We start from the raw sequence: 18,394 nt of genomic DNA on the forward strand, positions 1-18,394 counted from the left end.
GGTTTTTCCCTTTCCCGTCGTCTCTCCGGGTCCGTAACCGGGCTGTGTCGGGGCGCAGTCGCGATCCCGGGAGGGTCCGGTGGACTCGTGGCCGGAAAGGAGGGGATTTAACGGCGAGGCGAACCCCGGCATTCCTCTGTGGGATCCGGAATTCCGGAGGTGTCGCGGGGTGCAGTGGCCCCTCGGTACACCGGCTGTCCGGTACGCAGAGAGGCTGCTGGCGGGGGCATCGCTCTTCCGGCGGTCCGCCGGGGTGGGGGCCGGACGCCCCGCGGGTACCGCGTCGTGGGACCGGCGCGGTGGTGCGGTGCGGCGTACGGCCCGTACGTGTCCGTTGCGCCCCCGCGGACGCGTGGCCGCGGAAGCCGGCCGCTTCCCGGTGCTGGCAGCGGGCCTACTTGCGGACCGCCGTGATGGAACCGCGCCCGCCCGCCCTCCTGTTGGCGGCGTCGGCCTCCTGTCGCGTGAGGTAGTCGCGCGTGCCTCCGTCAGGGAGGACCAGCCGGTAGACGAGCGTGGACCGGCCGGTGCGTCCGCAGTTGCATGCCATGGTCTTCCTCCTTCGGTTCGGCCGCTCCGGCGGCCGGTCAAGGGGGGAGGGCCGGGGGAATTCCGGGGCGGGGCCGAGCCCCCGGCTCGTTCCCTTTATCTTTTATCCCCGGGTTATCGCGCCCTGACACTCGTCGCCATATAGTCATATTTATATATGGCGGCGATCATTGCGGATTTCCCCACGCGACCGGTCAGTCAAGCCAGTTGGCCGCCAGGCCGGTGAGGTAGGAAAGGGTGAGTGTCATTGCGCCCGCCTGGAACCACGTTTCCCCTCCGGCCCAGTGGGCGAGCGTGGTAACGGCGCCCGCGACCCAGATGCTGACGCACCATCCGCAGGTGATCAGATACGCCGGGTGGGAGTCTTCGCCGAAACGGTCGGCGACCCGTGAGCGGAACCCCGCAGCGAGGACGTCCTTGGTGATGAATCGGGTGACGCGACAGATTGTGCCGAGCGACAGGAGGAAGATCAGCGCACTCATGGAATTCATCGTAGGGTTCCGCTTCCCGCCCCACTCGCGTTTCCTCGAAACCGGCGGGAGGCCGGATCGGCGGGGAATTCCGGAGCCCATCGGGCGGGTTCGACGGGCTGGTCTCCAGTGCGCCTGAGGCCGGGCGGGCACCCGGGTCACCCCGCTCACTCCATGGGGAAGGCGAGCATTCGGGATTCCTCGCGGGCGTAGAGGCGGGTGTTGTCCGGGTCCGGGGTGAGGGTGGTGGCAGGCGTGGGGTAGCGCCAGGCGGGGCGGTGGGTGCGGAGGTCGACGGCGCGCAGGCCCGTCATGTCCATCGCGTAGACGTACCGGGCGCCCACCGCCGGGGTGGTGTCGGGGGCGGCGCGGAAGTCCTTCAAGGGGATCTCCGACCAGCGTTCGGCGCCGGTGAGGGCGTCCACGGCGACCAGGCCGCGGGCGCCCTCGTTGGCGTAGACGACGCCGTCGCGGACGGCCGGGACGCCGTAGCGGCGCTGGCCGTACGGCTTGGGGCCCATGTCGCGGCCCTGGCCGAAGGACCATGCCGGGGCGCCGTCGGAGAGCCGCAGGGCCTGGAGGGTGTCGGCGCCGAGGTAGACGTGGTTCTCGTCCGTGGCCAGCTGGTACGGGACCGCGCCCGGGACGGGCAGGGAGCGCTGCCAGCGTTCCGCGCCGGAGACCGGGTCGTGGAGGGACAGGGCCAGGGTGTCCGAAGGGCCCGTTCGCAGGCAGCTGAGGAGGCCGCCCTTCACGGGCTTGACGCACACAGCGGCGGAGTCGAGACCGGTCGGGGCCGGGGCCGGGCGGCGCCACAGTTCCCGACCCGACGCCAGGCTCGCGGCGACCAGGAACCACCGGCCGTCCGAGGCGGACTTGGCGTAGAGGACCGCCGTGCCCCCGGCCGCGCACAGCAGGTCGTTCAGGTCCTCGGCGGCGTCGAACCCGGCAAGGGTCACGACCGGCGGACGATCGCCGTCGTACTCCTGGGGGAAGGCCAGGACGGCGAGGTCCTTCACGCCCGTGGTCCACGTGCGCAGCCCGTAGAGGACCTTGCCGTCGGTCGTGAGACGGCCGCTCGACGCGATGTGGGGGTCGGCCAGGCTCCGGCCCGTCGCCGGGTCGATCACCGAGGTCCCGACGCCGGCGGCCGCGACGAGGTGCGGGCCCACGCGTACGGGCGACCCGGCCCGGCCCGGGTTCCTGCCGCCGAAGATCCAGAGCGGGGCGGGGGGATCCTGCGGCGCGGCCGCGGCGGACCGCTTCCCGTCCGGCCAGGCCCATACGGCGCCGCCCGCCGCGGCCGCCGTGGCGGTGAACCCGGCGGCGGTGAGCGTGAGCAGCCGGCGGCGCGAGATCCCGGGGCGCGGTTCGGCGGAGGCCGGTCCGGCGGGGTCCGCCGCCGGAGCCGGGAGCCGGGGCGGGGGCTGCTCCCAGACCGCCGCGGCGCGCCGGGCGATGTCCGCGAGCACCGGCCCGGGCAGCCCGTCCGCGAACGCGCCGTCCCCGGACGGGGCGAGCCACCGGGCCAGTTCGGCCGTCGGGGGCCGCCGCGCCGGGTCCTTGTCCAGGCAGCGGGCGAGCAGCGGCGCCAGTCCCTCCGGTACACCGGTCAGGTCGGGCTCCGCGTACCGCACCCGGTAGAGGAGGTCCGCGGCCTGGCCGCCGCCGAACGGGGCGTGTCCGGAGGCCGCGAAGACGAGGACGCCCGCCAGCGCGAACACATCGCCCGCCGGGGTGTGTTCGAGGCCGCCGGCCTGTTCGGGGGACATGAACGCCGGGGTGCCCGCGGCGGAGCCGACGCGGGTCAGCCGCTCGTCGCCGAGGGCGCGCGCGATCCCGAAGTCGATGACCTTGGGCCCCGTCGCGGTGATCAGGATGTTGGACGGCTTGAGGTCGCGGTGCACCACCTCCGAACGGTGCAACTGGCCGAGCGCCCGCGCGAGATCGGCGCCCAGCTCCCGTACCGCCGGCTCGGGCAGCGGTCCGCCGAGGCGGACGGCCTCGTCGAGCTGCGGCCCGATCACGTACTCGGTGGCCAGCCACGGCGTCCCGGCCAGCGGGTCCGCGCCGAACACGCGGGCGCCGTAGCGGTCGCCGATGACCCGGGCGGCGTCGGCCTCCAGCCGGAACCGGCTGCGGAAGGAGGCGTCGGCGGCGATCCGGGCGTGCACGGTCTTGAGCGCGACCACGCGCCCGGCCGCCGAACGGGCCAGGTACACGGTGCCCATGCCGCCGCTGCCGAGGCGGGCGAGCAGCCGGTGCTCGCCGAGCCGCTCGGGGTCGGTGTGGGTGAGCGGGGCGAGCGGGGAGCGCGGGGGCATCGGGGTCAGTGCACCTTCTGGGGAGCGGGCCGGGCGGGCGGGGCGGCGGGGAGTTCCGAGGCGAGCAGCTCGGCGGACTGGGCGGCGAGTGCGGCCACCACCCGGCCCGGCAGCGGCGGCGGAGCCTGCTCGTCGAGGACCGTCGCGGCCGGCGTCGCGGCCGGAGCCGGAGCCGGAGCCGGAGCCGGAGCCGGTGTCCGCGCGGGCCCGGTCGTGGACAGCGCGTGCAGCACCTGCGGTGCCGACGGCCGGTCCGCCGGGTCGCGCGCCAGGCAGGATGCCAGCAGCCGGCGCAGCCCCGGGGGGAGTTCGCTCTGCTCGGGTACGGTGTGCCCGCTCGCCGCGTACGCCAGTACGGCGCCCAGCGCGAACACGTCCCCGAGCGGCTCCGGCCGCCCGACCGACCGCAGCTCCGGGGCCAGGCAGCCCGGGTCGAGCCCGGGCCGCCCCCCGGGGGCGGCGGAACGCACCGCGCCGAAGCAGCCCAGCAGCGGGCCGGCGGCGCCGAGCAGCACGGCGGCCGGTGACACCCCCGCGTGCGCCTGGCCCCGGGCGTGTGCGGCGGCCAGCCCCGCCGCTAGCGCGGCGCCGAGCCGGCGGACGAGGTCCTCGGGCAGCGGGCCCCCGTGCGCGGCGAGCGCCGCCGGCAGCGGCAGCACCGGGGTGTACGGGACGGCGTACCAGGGCAGTCCGGCCTCGGAGCCCTGCGACGCGGGGCGCAGGAAGCGCGGTACGGACAGCCGCGACGCGAGCTCGGCCTCCATCGCCCACGCGGCCGGGGCCGCCGCGTCGGGCAGGGGTGCGCAGAGCAGTACGGTGCGCTCCCCGTCGGCGGTGCGCGCGAGGTAGCGCCGCTCGGGCAACGCGCCGCCGTCGGTGGAGTCGGCGTCGAGCCGAGCGAGCGTCAGGTACGGGCCCAGGCGCGGCGGGTCGTCATGTCGAAGGCGCTCCATGCGCGAGGTCCCCCGGGGTCGGCAGCGGGAGCCCCGAGCCTATGCGCTGGCCGCGCCACGGGAGGCACCGGGTGAGCACCCGCCGGCACCCGCCGGGAGCCGCGCCCGGACCCGTCGGGAGGCTGTCCTGGGCCCGACCCGGGAGCCGCCGCGAAGCACCCGTTGCCCCGTTGGGAAAGCTGTTCGGGGCCGTCGGGAAGCTGCCCCGGACTCGTCGGGGGGCCGGCGGAAGGGAGCCGGGGGCGGTGTGGTCAGGGCGTTGTGGGCATCGCGGTGAGGGTTCCGGCGTTGACGAGGTAGACGCGGTTGCCGGCGCCGGAGAGGGCCCAGGGGCCGTTTGCCCCGGGGGCCCAGGTCCACAGTCGGGTGCCGTTCTGCAGGGAGTACGCGCCGACGCCCCGGCCGTCCGCCTCCACCGCCCAGACCGCGCCGCCCTCGACCACCAGCGGGGTGTGCGGGAGCGGGCCGCGGGTGGCCTTGCCGAGCGGGGTGGGACTGCCCGTGGTGGTCAGCTTCGTCAGCGAGGTCCCGTTCACGGCGAGCACGGTGTCGTTCCGCAGCAGCGGCGGGCCCCAGCCGCCCGCGCCCTGCCCGACGGGCTCGGAGGCCTCGGCCCGCCACACCTCGTCGCCGCCGACTATGCGGCGCGCCGACAGCGTCCGACCGCCCAGCAGGACCGTGTCCTTGAACATGACGGGCGCGATGGCCGACCGGGACTGGCCCTCCACCTCCCAGACGGCCAGTCCCGTCGTCGTGGTGAACGTCAGCAGACTGCCGTCGGCACCGGACACCACGAGCAGCCCCTGCAAGGTCGCGGCCTTCGGCCCGGCGCCCCGCACGGCCGGCGCGGGCAGCGGGACGGTCCAGCGGATCCGCTGCTGGACGAGGTCCACGGCGCGCAGCCGGCCGCCCTGGGTCACCACGTAGACCGTGTCCTCGTCCACGGTCAGGAAGCGGCCCACCTCGGCGTCCGGCACCGACCATTCGAGCTTGGCGGTCGAGGCCTCGTACGCGAGCAGCGCGCCGTACCTGTCCGCCGCCACGAAGCCGAGCTCGGGCAGGGCCAGGACCCCGGCGGCCGCGGCGGCGTCCGGAAGCCGCCACTTCTCCTTGCCGCTGTACGTCAGACGGGCCGCCAGCCCGCCCTCCTTCGCGGCGAAGACGACCACGTCGCGCAGCGACAGCGGGGTCATGACCACGCCGTCCACCGGCTGCGCCGCGACCTTCAGCGGGCCCCACAGCGGCTTCGGCGCCTTGCCGGAGGTGGCGGCGGACGCGGGCAGCGGTGTCGCGCCGCGTGCGAGCCCGACCTTCAGCGGCTCCGCCCCCGGCTCCTCGCGCAGCAGCCACCACGCGCCGCCGGCGCCGCCCGCGGCGGCCACCACGCCGCCCGCCGCCAGCGCGGTGCGCAGCACCCGGCGACGCGAGGGGCCGGCCCCGGGGCCCGGGCCGGGTTCCGTACGGGCGGTCTGCCGCGCGGCCTCGGCGGCCCGGCGGGTGATGTCCTCGGCCAGCGGCCCGGTGCGCCAGGCCCGGTCCGCTCCGGGCGGCGGGGCGAACGCGGCCGCGATCTCACCGGGAGCGGGGCGGCGCGCGGGCTCCTTCGCGAGGCAGGGGGCGATCAGGTACCCCAACTCGGCCGGTACGGAGGCCAGTCGCGGCTCCCCGTGCACCACCTCGTACTGCACGGCGGCCACGTGCGTCCCCTCGAACGCGGGCCGGCCCGTCGCCGCGTACGCGAGGACGGCGCCCAGCGAGAACACGTCCGCCGCGGGACCGACGCGCTGCCCGAGCACCTGCTCCGGGGCGCCGTACCCGGGGGTGACGGGGACCTGGCCGGTGGTGGTGAGCGTCAGGCCGTGTTCCGGGCGGGCGATGCCGAAGTCGATGACGCGCGGACCGTCCGCCGTCAGCACGATGTTGGCCGGCTTCAGGTCCCGGTGCACCAGCCCGGCCGCGTGGACGTCCCGCAGGGTCGCGGCCAGCGAGGCGGCGAGCGCGCGTACGCCGGCCGCGTCGAACGGCCCGTACCGGCGCACGGCGTGATCGAGGGTCGGCCCGGACAGGAACTCGGTCGCGATCCAGGGCCGGTCGCCCTCGCTGCGCGCGTCCAGGACCCGGGCGACGCCGGAGCTGCTCACGGCCCGCGCGGTGTGGGCCTCGCGCAGGAAGCGCTGGGCGAGGTGCCGGTCGTGCGCCAGTTCCGGCAGCAGCACCTTGACCGCCGCCGGGCGGCCGGCGGGGTCCTGGCCCAGGTAGACCTTGCCCATGCCGCCCTCGCCGAGGACGCCGACGACGCGGTAGGGACCGAGCCGGATCGGGTCGCCGGTGCCGAGTGGTTCCATGGGGTGCCGCTTCCTGTCGGGCCGGCCCGCCGTTCGGGCCCGGGGCCCGTTGATCTTAGGCGGGCACCCCGCCGGGCCCGCTGCCGCGGTCGGCCCCGTCGCGCCCCGTCGGCCCCGTCGTCCCCTCGACCCCGTCGTCCCTTCCGCTCAGCGGTCGACCGGGAGGCCGGTGGGCTCCTTGATGCGCTTCATGATGATCTGGGAGTTGACCTCGGTGACGCCCGAGAGGGCCGTGAGCTGCTCGATCCAGAGGCGTTCGTACGCGCGCAGGTCCGCGACGGCGATGCGGAGCAGGCAGCCGGGGCTGCCGAACAGGCGGTACGCCTCGATGACGTCGGGGATGTCCTGGAGCGCCGCCTCGAACGCCTCCACCGCCTCGCGGTCGCGCCGCACCTCCACGGAGACCAGCACCTCGAACCCGCGCCCGACCGCCTCGGGGTCGATCACCGCGCGGTAGCCCTGGATCACCCCGTCCTGTTCGAGCTGGCGCACGCGGCGCATGCAGGGGGAGGGGGTCAGGCCCACGCGCTGGGCCAGCTCCTGGTTGCTGAGGCGGCCGTCCTGCTGGAGCTCGCGCAAGATGGCGCGGTCAATGGCATCCATGACGCAATCATCCCCCGCGGAGTGTTGCGGGTGAGGGGAAACTGGCAATCGCGTTGCGCGTAGATTTCCTTATTATTGCCATTTCGAGCGTACGTACGCATGTGGCGAGCATGTGAGCGAAGGAGAGAGCGGCCATGGGACGGATCGTCGTCATCAGCACCGGTGGGACGATAGCCAGCCGCTGGCAGGGATCCGGCTTCGCGGCGGACGCCGACGGCAGCGAGGTGATGGCCACCGCGCCCCTGCCCGAGGGCGTCACCGTCGAGGTCGTCGACCTGTTCAGCGTGAACAGCCCCCGGCTGACCACCGCCCACCAGCTCACCCTGCTGCGCACCGTGCACGAGGTGCTCGCCGACCCCGAGGTCGAGGGCATCGTCGTCACCCACGGCACCGACACGCTGGAGGAGTCGGCCTTCCTCGTCGACCTCCACCACCACGACCCGCGCACGGTCGTCTTCACCGGCTCGCAGCTCCCCATGGGCACCGCCGACGGCGACGGCCCCGAGAACCTGTACGACGCGCTGCTGACCGCCGCGTCCACCCGGGGGCTCGGGGTGCTGATCACGTTCGCCGGGCGGGTGCACGCGGCCCGGGGCACCGTGAAGACGCAGGCCGTGGCGCTGGACGCGTTCGCCGACCCGTCGAAGGAACTGCTCGGCAAGATCGGCTTCGGCAAGGTCACGATGCTGCGCTCGCCGCGGCGGCCCGAGCCGCTGGCGCTGCCGGCGATGCCGGAGCTGCCGCCCCGGGTGGACATGGTGATGCACCACGCCGACGGCGACCCGGTGCTGCTGAACGCCGCCGTCGAGGCGGGGGCGCGGGGGATCGTCCTGATCGGGACGGGCGCGGGGAACGCGACCCCGGAGATCGTCGAGGCGGTCCGGGCGGCGGTGGCGCGGGGCGTGCTGGTCGCGCTGACCACGCGGGTCGCCGCCGGGCCGGTGACGGAGATCTACACCCACGGCGGGGCGGTCGACCTGGTCGCGGCCGGCGCCGTTCCCACCGGGACGCTGCGGGCGGGGCAGGCGCGGATCGCGGTCCTGTCCGCGCTGCTCGCCTCCGGCGAGGAGGGCGAGCGGGCGCGGGTCCTGCGGCAGGCCCTTTCCTCGGACGGGCCGGTCCTGGTCGACGCCTGACCCTGCGGGGCAGACGGGGGTTCCGGGGCGCGCCGCCGTCGCCGGCCCCCGGCCCCCGGCCCCGGCCCCTGGCCCCGGACCCACACCGCCGCGCCCAGCCGGTGAGGCCAACCGCCCCGCCGGGCGCGGCAACCGGCGGCCACCGCCCGCGTCCTGACGTGACCGCCCGCGATGCCCGGGTTCGCACGTGACGGCGCCGGCCGCCCCGCTGGCGCGACACCCGATGCCCCTGGGCGGCACCCGCCCACAACTGCCCACGCCCTGACGTAACCGCCCGCGACCATCCGCGTCCTGACGCCGCCCGGGCGTCCGCGTCCTGACGCCGCCCGGGCGCGCCCGTGACGGTGGTGGCGGCCGCTCGCGACCGCCCGCGGCCGCCCGCGTCAGGCGGAGAAGGCGGACAGGATCCGGTCCGCCGCGAGGGTGGGGGTCAGGGTGCCGTCGCGGACGGCGGATTCCAGGGCCGGGGCCAGATCGCGGACGGCGGGGCTGGAGCGCAGGCGTTCCAGGAGCTCGTCCCGGACCATCGACCAGGTCCACTCCACCTGCTGCGCGGCCCGCTTCGCCGCCAGCCGCCCGCCCGCGTCCAGCAGCAGCCGGTGCTGCTCCAGGCGGTTCCAGACCTCGTCCAGGCCCGCGGACTCCCGCGCGCTGCACGTGAGGACGGGCGGGGTCCAGGCCGCGTCCGACGGGTGCATCAGGCGCAGGGCGCCCGACAGCTCCCGCGCCGCCGCCTTCGCGTCGCGCTCGTGCGGGCCGTCCGCCTTGTTCACGGCCAGGACGTCCGCCAGCTCCAGGACGCCCTTCTTGATGCCCTGGAGCTGGTCGCCCGTACGGGCCAGCGAGAGGAGGAGGAAGGAGTCCACCATGCCGGCCACCGTCGTCTCCGATTGGCCCACCCCGACCGTCTCCACGAGGACCACGTCGTAGCCGGCCGCCTCCATCACGATCATCGACTCGCGCGTGGCCTTCGCGACCCCGCCCAGCGTGCCCGCCGAGGGGGAAGGGCGCACGAACGCCGCCGGGTCCACCGCGAGGCGTTCCATCCGGGTCTTGTCGCCCAGGATGGAGCCGCCCGTACGGGTCGAGGACGGGTCGACGGCGAGGACCGCCACCCGGTGGCCCAGCCCCGTCAGCATCGTGCCGAACGCGTCGATGAACGTGGACTTGCCCACGCCCGGCACCCCGCTGATGCCGATCCGGCGCGCCCGCCCCGAGTGCGGGAGCAGTTCCGTCAGCAGCTGCTGCGCGAGCCCCCGGTGGGCGGGCAGGGTGGACTCGACGAGGGTGATCGCGCGTGCGATGAACGCCCGCTTCCCGTCGAGGACCCCCTTCGCGTACGCCTCGATGTCGATCTTCGGCACCCGGGGCCGCCTACAGCTCGTGGCCCAGATCCGCGGCCAGCCGCGTCACCAGGTCGTGGGCCGCGTCCGGGATCACCGTGCCCGGCGGGAACACCGCCGTCGCGCCCATCTCCAGCAGCGTCGGGACATCGGCCGGCGGGATCACCCCGCCCACGACGATCATGATGTCCTCGCGGCCCTCCTCCGCCAGCTGCTCCCGCAGCGCCGGTACGAGGGTCAGGTGACCGGCCGCCAGCGAGGACACGCCCACCACGTGGACGTCCGCCTCGACGGCCTGACGGGCCACCTCCACCGGGGTCTGGAACAGCGGGCCGACGTCCACGTCGAAGCCCAGGTCGGCGAAGGCCGTCGCGATCACCTTCTGGCCGCGGTCGTGCCCGTCCTGGCCCATCTTGGCGACCAGGATGCGCGGACGCCGTCCCTCCGCCTCCTCGAACCGGTCGACGAGCGCACGGGTGCGCTCCACGGACGGGGACTCGCCTGCCTCGGTGCGGTACACACCCGAGATCGTACGGATCTGGCTCGCGTGCCGCCCGTACACCTTCTCCAGGGCGTCGGAGATCTCACCGACGGTGGCCTTGGCGCGCGCCGCGTCCACGGCCAGGGCCAGCAGGTTGCCGTCGCCCCGCCCGGCCGCGTTCGTCAGCGCCCGCAGGGTGTCCTGGGTGACCGCCTCGTCCCGCTCCTCGCGCAGCCGCCGCAGCTTCTCGATCTGCTGCGTGCGCACCGAGGAGTTGTCGACCTTGAGGACGTCGATCTGCTCGTCGCTCTCCACGCGGTACTTGTTGACCCCGATCACCGGCTGGCGGCCCGAGTCGATCCGCGCCTGCGTACGAGCCGCGGCCTCCTCCACGCGCAGCTTCGGGATGCCCGCGTCGATGGCCTGCGCCATGCCGCCGGCCGCCTCGACCTCCTCGATGTGCTGCCAGGCCCGCCGCGCCAGGTCGTACGTCAGCTTCTCCACGTACGCGCTGCCGCCCCACGGGTCGATCGAACGGCAGGTCCCCGACTCCTGCTGGAGCAGCAGCTGGGTGTTGCGGGCGATGCGCGCCGAGAAGTCCGTCGGCAGCGCGAGCGCCTCGTCGAGGGCGTTGGTGTGCAGCGACTGGGTGTGGCCCTGGGTGGCCGCCATCGCCTCGATACAGGTGCGGGTGACGTTGTTGAAGACGTCCTGCGCGGTCAGGGACCAGCCCGAGGTCTGCGAATGGGTGCGCAGGGAAAGGGACTTGGCGTTCTTCGGATCGAACTGCTTGACCAGGCGCGCCCACAGCAGCCGGGCCGCGCGCAGCTTCGCGACCTCCATGAAGAAGTTCATGCCGATCGCCCAGAAGAACGACAGGCGCGGCGCGAAGGCGTCCACGTCCAGCCCGACGGCCTGGCCGGCCCGCAGGTACTCCACGCCGTCGGCGAGGGTGTAGGCCAGCTCCAGGTCGGCCGTGGCCCCGGCCTCCTGGATGTGGTAACCCGAGATGGAGATCGAGTTGTACCGGGGCATCTTCTGCGAGGTGAACGCGAAGATGTCGGAGATGATCCGCATCGACGGCTTGGGCGGGTAGATGTAGGTGTTGCGGACCATGAACTCTTTGAGGATGTCGTTCTGGATGGTCCCGGCGAGCTTCTCGGGGGAGACGCCCTGCTCCTCCGCCGCCACGATGTACAGCGCGAGGACCGGCAGCACCGCGCCGTTCATCGTCATCGACACCGTCATCTTGTCCAGCGGGATCCCGTCGAACAGCTGGCGCATGTCGTAGATCGAGTCGATCGCCACGCCCGCCATGCCGACGTCACCGGTGACGCGCGGGTGGTCGCTGTCGTAGCCGCGGTGCGTCGGGAGGTCGAAGGCGATCGACAGGCCCTTCTGACCGGACGCCAGATTGCGCCGGTAGAAGGCGTTCGACTCCTCGGCCGTGGAGAAACCGGCGTACTGCCGGATCGTCCAGGGCTGGTTGACGTACATCGTCGGATACGGGCCGCGCAGGTACGGGGCCACGCCCGGGTACGTCCGCAGGAAGTCCAGGCCCTCCAGGTCCCGCCCGGTGTACAGCGGCTTGACGCCGATGCCCTCCGGGGTCTCCCAGGACAGGTCGCCGCCCGCGGAGCCGGTGGACTCCTTCACCGCCGTGCGCCACTGGTCCTCGGACGCGGCCGGGGCGCCGGAGCCGTTCAGTGCGAGTGCGGAGAAATCGGGGATCGCGGTGCCGCTCATGACGCGACTCCCATCCGGTCGAGTACGGAGGACAGCACGGCGACCGCGTCGCAGCCCGCGAAGACGTACTCGTCCACGGAGCCCTCGGCGGTGCCGGGCTTGCCGGCGAGGAACAGGGTCGTGGCGCCCGCCGAGCGCAGCGCCGCGGCCACGGCCCCGGCCTGCTCCTCGTACAGCGCGTCGCTGGAGCACAGCACGGCCATGCCGTCCGCGCCGCTCGCGGCGTACGCCTCGGCGGCGCTCGCCGGGTCCACGGACACCGGGTCGTGGACGGGCTCGATGCCGCCCGCCTGGAACAGGTTCGAGGCGAAGGTGGCCCGCGCCGTGTGCGCGGCCGCCGGACCCAGCGCGGCGAGGAAGACCCGCGGGCGGTGCCCGGTCGCCGTCAGATGGGCGTCGCTGCGGGCGCGCAGCGCCTCGTACGCCTCGTCGCGCCGGACGCGCGGCAGTCCGCCGGTGGGGCCGGCGGGACCGGGCTCGCGGACGACCGGCTTCTCCGACAGCAGCGGGAACTCGCTGACGCCGGTGATCGGTTCGCGGCGCTTGGCCAGCTTCTTCGAGCGCGCGGCCCAGGTGGTGGCGAGGCGCTCCGCGACCAGGCCGGAGCGCAGGGCGCCGGGCAGTCCGCCCGCCTTCTCCACCGTCTGGAAGAACTCCCAGGCGGCCCCGGCCAGTTCCGTGGTGAGCTGCTCCACGTAGTAGGAGCCGCCCGCCGGGTCGATCACCCGGGCGAGGTGCGATTCCTCCAGCAGGATGGTGGAGGTGTTGCGGGCGATGCGGCGCGCGAAGGCGTCCGGCAGGCCGAGCTCGTTGTCGAAGGGGAGCACGGTGACGGAGTCCGCGCCGCCCACGCCCGCCGCCATGCAGGCGACGGTGGTGCGGAGCATGTTCACCCACGGGTCGCGCCGGGTCATCATCACCGGCGAGGTGACGGCGTGCTGGCGCTGGGCGCCAGCCTCGGGGGCCCCGCAGGCCTCGGCGACGCGGGCCCACAGGCGGCGGGCGGCGCGGAGCTTGGCGATGGTGAGGAACTGGTCCGCCGTCGCGGCGTAGCGGAACTCCAGCTGGCCCAGGGCGGCTTCGACACCGAGGCCGCCGCCTTCCAGGGCGCGGAGGTAGGCGACGCCCGTGGCCAGGGAGAGGCCGAGCTCCTCGGCGGCGCTGCCGCCGGCCTCGTGGTACGGCAGGGCGTCCACCGTCAGGGCGCGTACGTGGGGCCAGGCGGCGGCGGTCTCGCGGGCCAGGGCGGCGGCCTCGGCGAGGTCCAGGACTTCACCCGTTCGGGCCTCGTGGCCGAGCGGGTCCGCGCCGAGCGAGGCGCGGGCGGCCTCGGGGGCCACCTCCCGCTCGGCGTACAGGGCCAGCAGCGCGCGGGCCGCCTCGGCGTAGTCGGCGCCGGCGTCGAGGGTGACGGGCGCGAGGTCGAGGTAGACGCCGTCGAGGGCGCGGGCGAGGCCGTCGGCGGGGATGCCGGTCCGGCCGACGGTGAGCCACAGCGAGGTGGTGCCGTTCTCCAGGTCGGCGAGGGCCGCCTCGTTGACCCGTACGGGGTCGGTGCCCGCGAGGCGCTGGCGCACGTCCCAGCCGGAGACGGAGGTGCCCTCGGGCCGGCCGCCCCTGGTGAAGGGGGCGAAGCCCGGGAAACCGGCGGCGTCGGCGGTGGCGGTGTTCGCGGCGTTCGCGCCGGTGTCGCCGTTCGCGTTCGCGCCGGTTTCGCGCGCGGTGTAGAGCGGGCGGGTGGTGAGCCCGTCCTCTAGCTGGGTGGACAACGCGTCTTCAGCTGCCTCGCCGGATGCTTCCTTGCCCGACTTGCGCAGTACGCCTTCAACCAGGCGCTGCCACTGCTCATGCGTCGCGTCAGGGAACTCGGCGGCCAGGGAAAGCCCGTCATCAGGCAGGACCGTCATGGCTCGAATGCTAGGGGGGTGCTCTGGGATGGACCAGAACCACCGGATGTGATCTCCCCCTCTCAAGTGAGACGGGCGGGGTCACGAAAGAGCGGATCGAGCAGGACGGTCGCCGCGGCGCAGGGGAGTACGGCGGGTCCGGCGTGCGGGGTGACGATGCGGGGGGCCGGTGGCGCGGGCGCGGCGTTCTTCGTCGCGGCCGCCGCTTCGCGGATCTCCTCCAGGTAGCCCTCGTGGAGCAGGCTGGAGAGTTCCGCGATCACCAGGACGGCGGGGTTGAAGACGTCCAGCAGGAGGGCGGCGGCCCGGCCGACGTTGCGGGCGCGCTCGCGCAGCAGCCGGTCCGCGCGGGGGTCGCCGGTCGCGGCCGCGTCGACGAGCAGGCTGACGGAGGGCTCGGGGACGATGCCGAGGTGGACGGCCTCCGCGCCGAGCGCGGTGTCGGAGGCGGTGGCCTGCAGGCAGCCGGTGCGGCCGCACGGGCAGGGCGTGCGGGAGCCGGGGACGGGCAGGTGCGCGACGTCTCCGGCGGCGGCGCCGGGGCCCTGGTGGACGGTGCCCTCGATGCCGAAGGCGGCGTCGACGACGTTGCCGACGAAGAGGTGGACGAGGCTGCGGCGGGCGTCGGGGTGCCCGAACAGGATTTCGGCGGCGGCGACGGCGCGGGCGTGGTTGTCGAGGCGGACGGGGAGCCCGAGGGCGTCGGACAGCTCGGCGGCCAGGGGGCGGTCCCGCCAGCCGAGGGCCTCGTGCCGGACGACGGTCCCCTCGTCGGGCCGGACCCAGCCGCCGAGGGCGGCGCCGAGGCCGAGGAGGGGGCGGCCGGTGTCGTACTCGTCGAGGAACGCGCGGAGTTGGCGCGCGATCGCCTGCGGCAGCGTGGCGGGGTCCAGGCCGTGGTGCGGCAGGGCGCGGCGGGCGAGGACCTGGCCGCGGAGGTCGACGAGGCCGAAGGTGGAGGCGGGCACGCCGATGTGCAGGGCGGCGGTGACGGGGCCGGAGACGGCGCCGGTGTTGAGGTCGAGCGGGACCAGGGGGCGGCCGAGGCCGCCGGCGGGGCCGGGCAGCTCGCGCAGCAGCCCGGAGCGGAGCAGGCCGGTGGTCTGGCGCGACACGGCGGCGGGGCTGAGCCCGCACACCGGGGGGATCCCGCTCCGGGCGACGGGGCCGTGCTCCAGGACGGCGCGCAGTACGGCGGCGGCGTTGGCGGAGGCCCGGCTGTCGCCGGCCATGCGGGGGTGGGGGGTGGTGGGGGGCACGTTGTGATGATGCCGGTTCGCTCCGCTGGGTTGTTTTGGTGGGGTGTTCCGTTGGCTCTGCCGGGTCGCTCCGCTGGGTTGCCTTGGTGGGGTGCTTCGTTGGGTCTGCCGGGGCGCCTTCGGCGGGCGTCCGTTGGGTTGCGCTGTCAGGTGCTCTGCCGGGGCGCCTTCGGTGGGGCGTTCCGTTGGGGCGGGGGTGGGGTGGGGTGTCGTCCGGGACTGCATGATTTATGGCGGCTGGGCGGGCGCTGTCGCCTTGCGGCTCCCTGCGCGCCACAAATCACGTTTTACGTCCCGGACGACACCCCACCCCACCCCTGCCCCCGGCCGGGAAGGGGCGTGGCGGGGGCGTTGCGGGGGTGTGAAATCCAGCCACGGTTTTCGGCCGCTGGTGGAGATGGGGGATGTCGGCCGGGAACGCCCGAAACCGCAGGTGGCGGGGGGTTCGGCTGGTTCCTCCGGGCCGGCTTCGGCCGGGCTCGGTGGGGGTTGACCCCTTGCGGGGCCGCTGCCAGGCTCCGGGGCATGTCCGCGATTGCATTCCTCGCCTCGCGGCTCCACACCCCCGGCTTCCCGGGCGAGTGTCAGGGCCGCTGTCCGGCCCTTCGTTGCGCCTGAGCGCACCCCGTCTTCCTTTCGCGGTCTTCGCCGTGCTCGTTACGCCTTTTTCTTCCGCTGCGGAAATAAACCCTCAGGGAGCTTCTGTGTCCACCACCTCCATCACCCGTCTCGGCGGCCGCATCGGTGCCGAGCTCGGCGGGATCCGGCTCGCCGGTGACCTGCCCGCCGGCACCGTCGCCGAGATCCGGGGCGCCCTCCTCGCCCACAAGGTCGTCTTCTTCCGGGGGCAGGACCACCTCGACGAGGCCGGCCACGAGGCCTTCGCCCGGCTGCTCGGCGCGCCGGTCGCGCACCCCACCGTCCCCTCCGCCGACGGCCGATACGCCCTCGGCATCGACTCCCACCACGGCGCCCGCGCCAACCAGTGGCACACCGACGTCACCTTCGTCCCCGCGTACCCCGCCTTCTCGGTCCTGCGCGCCGTCACCATCCCCCCGTACGGCGGGAACACCCTCTGGGCCAACACCGCCACCGCGTACGCCCACCTCCCCGAGCCGCTCCGCGTCCTCGCCGACAGCCTGCGCGCCGTACACACCAACGAGTACGACTACGCCGCCCTCAAGCCGGACGCGCTCCCCGAGGCCCTCGCCCAGTACCGCGAGGTGTTCACGTCCACGAAGTTCCTGACCGAACACCCCGTCGTCCGCGTCCACCCCGAGACCGGCGAACGCACCCTGCTGCTCGGCAACTTCGTCCAGCGGATCAAGGGCCTCACCGGGCAGGACTCCCGCGCGCTCATCGACCTCTTCCAGTCGCACGTGGAGCGCCCCGAGAACACCGTCCGCTGGCAGTGGCGGGCCGGGGACGTCGCGATCTGGGACAACCGCGCCACCCAGCACTACGGCGTCGACGACTCCGACGACCACGAGCGCACCCTGCGCCGCGTGACCGTCGACGGCGACGTCCCGGTCGGTCCCGACGGCGTTCCGTCCCGGCTGATCAGCCCCGAGGCCGTCCCCGAGCCCGCGTTCGGGATCCCCTCCGGCGCCTCCACCGTCTCCGTCTGAACCGCTCCCCAAGGAGAGTCCCGTGCCCCGACTGCTCGCCCTCACCGGCAGCCCCTCCGTCCACTCCCGCACCACCGTCGTGGCCGACCACGTGCTGCGTCGTCTCTCCCACGCCGGGTTCGAAACCGCCCACCTCGCCGTACGGGACCTCCCCGCCGCCGACCTGCTCTCCGCCCGCCGCGGCGAACCGGAGATCCGCCGGGCCGTCGAAGCCGTCGCCGCGGCCGACGGGGTGGTCATCGCGACCCCGATCTACAAGGCCTCGTACACCGGCCTGCTCAAGGCCTTCCTCGACCTGCTCCCGCAGGACGGGCTGGCCGGGAAAACGGTTCTGCCGATCGCCACCGGCGGCAGCCTCGCCCATGTCCTGACCATCGACTACGCCCTGCGCCCGGTCCTCGCCGCGCTCGGCGCCCGGCACGTCACCGCCGGCCGGTTCATCCTCGACTCCGCCGTCGAGCGCGGGGACGGCCCCGACCGGCTGCGGCCCGAGGCCGAGCTGGACCTGTTCCAGGCCGTCGACGAGTTCGCCGAAGCCCTGCGCGCCGGGGCCGCCCCCCTGACCGCCACCGCGCTCTGACCCCGTACCCCCGTACGTACTGACAAGGAACCGTCATGCCCGCAGCGTTCACCTCGACCCCCACCTCCCGACGCCAGTTCCTCGCCCTGCTCGGCATCTCGGCGGCCGCGGTGAGCTGCGGCACGGCCACCGCCGGCGGCGGTTCCGGCAAGCAGCTCAAGACCCTCAAGTACCAGGGCGCGGTCGGCTCGGTCACCCTGCCCGAACTGGCCGCGGACCTCGGCTACCTGGAGGACCTCACCCTCGACTGGGTCGGCAACACCATCAGCGGCCCCCAGGACATCCAGTCCGCGGCCACCGGCCAGACCCACTTCGGCGGGGCCTTCAACGGCGCCGTCGTCAAGCTGGCCGCGAGCAAGGCCCAGATCCAGGCCGTCGTCTCCTACTACGGCTCCGACCAGGACACCTACCTCGGCTACTACGTCCTGGAGGACAGCCCGATCCGCTCCGCCCGCGACCTCATCGGCAAGAAGGTCGGCATGAACACCCTGGGCGCCCACGCCCAGGCCCTGCTCGACATCTACCTGGAGCGCAACGGCGTCTCCAAGGCCGACGCGGGCAAGGTCGAGCCCCTCGTGGTCCCGCCCGTCAACACCGAACAGGCCTTGCGGCAGAAGCAGATCCAGGTCGGCGTGCTCAGCGGCGTACTGCGCGACAAGGCCCTGGCGGCCGGCGGGATACGCCCGCTGTTCAAGGACCACGAACTGCTCGGCGCGTTCAGTGCGGGCACGTACGTGATGACGCGGCGCTTCATCAAGGAGAACCCCGACACCGCGCGGACCTTCACCACCGGCGTGGCCAAGGCCATCGAGTGGTCGCGCACCACCCCGCGCGAGGAGGTCATCGCCCGGATGACGGAGATCGTCAAGAAGCGCGGCCGCAACGAGGACACCTCGACGCTCCAGTACTGGCACTCGTACGGGGTCGCCGAGACCGGCGGCCGGATCGCCGACAAGGAGTTCCAGCTCTGGATCGACTGGCTCGGCGAGCGCGGCGAGATCAAGAAGGGCGGCCTCAAGGCCGGCGATCTGTACACCAACGAGTTCAACGCGCAGGGAAAGGGCTGAGCG

At 74.3% G+C, this 18,394-nt stretch carries 14 protein-coding genes; 4 read left to right on the forward strand and 10 right to left on the reverse strand.

Annotated elements, in window-relative coordinates; translation table 11 throughout:
* Positions 1-394: 394 nt before the first annotated feature.
* The 6 genes from IE248_RS06255 to IE248_RS06280 form a co-directional block, all read right to left on the reverse strand.
* On the reverse strand, positions 395-550 hold the full coding sequence (locus IE248_RS06255) for a DUF7196 family protein (protein ID WP_008741310.1): 156 nt from the start codon (positions 548-550) through the stop codon (positions 395-397).
* A 193-nt stretch (positions 551-743) separates the two neighbouring features.
* The gene (locus IE248_RS06260; RefSeq protein WP_037793110.1) at positions 744-1,031 is read right to left on the reverse strand and encodes a hypothetical protein; all 288 of its coding nucleotides are present in this window, start codon (positions 1,029-1,031) and stop codon (positions 744-746) included.
* A 155-nt stretch (positions 1,032-1,186) separates the two neighbouring features.
* Positions 1,187-3,343: a serine/threonine-protein kinase gene (locus IE248_RS06265; protein WP_190030137.1), complete on the reverse strand. Its 2,157-nt coding sequence runs from the start codon at positions 3,341-3,343 to the stop codon at positions 1,187-1,189.
* Between the two features lie 5 nt (positions 3,344-3,348).
* On the reverse strand, positions 3,349-4,296 hold the full coding sequence (locus IE248_RS06270) for a protein kinase family protein (RefSeq protein WP_190030138.1): 948 nt from the start codon (positions 4,294-4,296) through the stop codon (positions 3,349-3,351).
* Positions 4,297-4,547: 251 nt separating this feature from the next.
* Entirely contained in the window at positions 4,548-6,641 is a 2,094-nt protein-coding gene (locus tag IE248_RS06275; RefSeq protein ID WP_190030139.1) for a serine/threonine-protein kinase, read from the reverse strand.
* A 147-nt stretch (positions 6,642-6,788) separates the two neighbouring features.
* Positions 6,789-7,244 carry an Lrp/AsnC family transcriptional regulator gene (locus IE248_RS06280; RefSeq protein ID WP_037798281.1) on the reverse strand — a complete coding sequence of 152 codons (456 nt, stop codon included), beginning with the start codon at positions 7,242-7,244 and terminating at the stop codon, positions 6,789-6,791.
* A 134-nt stretch (positions 7,245-7,378) separates the two neighbouring features.
* Here IE248_RS06280 and IE248_RS06285 point away from each other — a divergent pair, with 134 nt between their 5' ends.
* Positions 7,379-8,380, forward strand: coding sequence for an asparaginase (locus tag IE248_RS06285; RefSeq protein ID WP_073796581.1), 1,002 nt, complete (start codon positions 7,379-7,381; stop codon positions 8,378-8,380).
* Between the two features lie 383 nt (positions 8,381-8,763).
* Here IE248_RS06285 and meaB read toward each other — a convergent pair whose 3' ends face one another.
* The 4 genes from meaB to IE248_RS06305 all read right to left on the reverse strand — a co-directional run bounded on the left by meaB (position 8,764) and on the right by IE248_RS06305 (position 15,089).
* Entirely contained in the window at positions 8,764-9,744 is a 981-nt protein-coding gene (gene meaB / locus IE248_RS06290; RefSeq protein WP_190030140.1) for a methylmalonyl Co-A mutase-associated GTPase MeaB, read from the reverse strand.
* A gap of 10 nt (positions 9,745-9,754) precedes the next feature.
* Positions 9,755-11,950 carry a methylmalonyl-CoA mutase gene (scpA, locus tag IE248_RS06295; protein WP_190030141.1) on the reverse strand — a complete coding sequence of 732 codons (2,196 nt, stop codon included), beginning with the start codon at positions 11,948-11,950 and terminating at the stop codon, positions 9,755-9,757.
* The gene (locus IE248_RS06300) at positions 11,947-13,857 is read right to left on the reverse strand and encodes a methylmalonyl-CoA mutase family protein (RefSeq protein ID WP_190030142.1); all 1,911 of its coding nucleotides are present in this window, start codon (positions 13,855-13,857) and stop codon (positions 11,947-11,949) included. Before IE248_RS06300 ends, scpA begins: the two co-directional genes overlap by 4 nt.
* A 62-nt stretch (positions 13,858-13,919) precedes the next feature.
* The gene (locus IE248_RS06305) at positions 13,920-15,089 is read right to left on the reverse strand and encodes an ROK family protein (protein WP_190030464.1); all 1,170 of its coding nucleotides are present in this window, start codon (positions 15,087-15,089) and stop codon (positions 13,920-13,922) included.
* A 731-nt stretch (positions 15,090-15,820) separates the two neighbouring features.
* Between IE248_RS06305 and IE248_RS06310 the strand changes: the two genes are divergently transcribed.
* The 3 genes from IE248_RS06310 to IE248_RS06320 are packed head-to-tail and all read left to right on the forward strand — an operon-like array spanning position 15,821 to position 18,391.
* Positions 15,821-16,744, forward strand: coding sequence for a TauD/TfdA dioxygenase family protein (locus IE248_RS06310; protein WP_190030143.1), 924 nt, complete (start codon positions 15,821-15,823; stop codon positions 16,742-16,744).
* Positions 16,745-16,766: 22 nt separating this feature from the next.
* Positions 16,767-17,324, forward strand: a complete 558-nt coding sequence (gene ssuE / locus IE248_RS06315) for an NADPH-dependent FMN reductase (RefSeq protein WP_008743100.1) — start codon at positions 16,767-16,769, stop codon at positions 17,322-17,324.
* Between the two features lie 35 nt (positions 17,325-17,359).
* The gene (locus IE248_RS06320; RefSeq protein WP_073796577.1) at positions 17,360-18,391 is read left to right on the forward strand and encodes an ABC transporter substrate-binding protein; all 1,032 of its coding nucleotides are present in this window, start codon (positions 17,360-17,362) and stop codon (positions 18,389-18,391) included.
* Positions 18,392-18,394 lie beyond the last annotated feature (3 nt).

Origin of the sequence: Streptomyces goshikiensis, assembly GCF_014650555.1 — a bacterium.
GTDB classification, from domain to species: domain Bacteria; phylum Actinomycetota; class Actinomycetes; order Streptomycetales; family Streptomycetaceae; genus Streptomyces; species Streptomyces goshikiensis.

What these genes read in the sequence shown, in the direction of transcription:
- IE248_RS06255 (WP_008741310.1), bottom strand. Translation starts at nt 550, where the DNA reads ATGGCATGCAACTGCGGACGCACCGGCCGGTCCACGCTCGTCTACCGG.
- IE248_RS06260 (WP_037793110.1), bottom strand. Translation starts at nt 1,031, where the DNA reads ATGAGTGCGCTGATCTTCCTCCTGTCGCTCGGCACAATCTGTCGCGTC.
- IE248_RS06265 (WP_190030137.1), bottom strand. Translation starts at nt 3,343, where the DNA reads ATGCCCCCGCGCTCCCCGCTCGCCCCGCTCACCCACACCGACCCCGAG.
- IE248_RS06270 (WP_190030138.1), bottom strand. Translation starts at nt 4,296, where the DNA reads ATGGAGCGCCTTCGACATGACGACCCGCCGCGCCTGGGCCCGTACCTG.
- IE248_RS06275 (WP_190030139.1), bottom strand. Translation starts at nt 6,641, where the DNA reads ATGGAACCACTCGGCACCGGCGACCCGATCCGGCTCGGTCCCTACCGC.
- IE248_RS06280 (WP_037798281.1), bottom strand. Translation starts at nt 7,244, where the DNA reads ATGGATGCCATTGACCGCGCCATCTTGCGCGAGCTCCAGCAGGACGGC.
- IE248_RS06285 (WP_073796581.1), top strand. Translation starts at nt 7,379, where the DNA reads ATGGGACGGATCGTCGTCATCAGCACCGGTGGGACGATAGCCAGCCGC.
- scpA (WP_190030141.1), bottom strand. Translation starts at nt 11,950, where the DNA reads ATGAGCGGCACCGCGATCCCCGATTTCTCCGCACTCGCACTGAACGGC.
- IE248_RS06300 (WP_190030142.1), bottom strand. Translation starts at nt 13,857, where the DNA reads ATGACGGTCCTGCCTGATGACGGGCTTTCCCTGGCCGCCGAGTTCCCT.
- IE248_RS06305 (WP_190030464.1), bottom strand. Translation starts at nt 15,089, where the DNA reads ATGGCCGGCGACAGCCGGGCCTCCGCCAACGCCGCCGCCGTACTGCGC.
- IE248_RS06320 (WP_073796577.1), top strand. Translation starts at nt 17,360, where the DNA reads ATGCCCGCAGCGTTCACCTCGACCCCCACCTCCCGACGCCAGTTCCTC.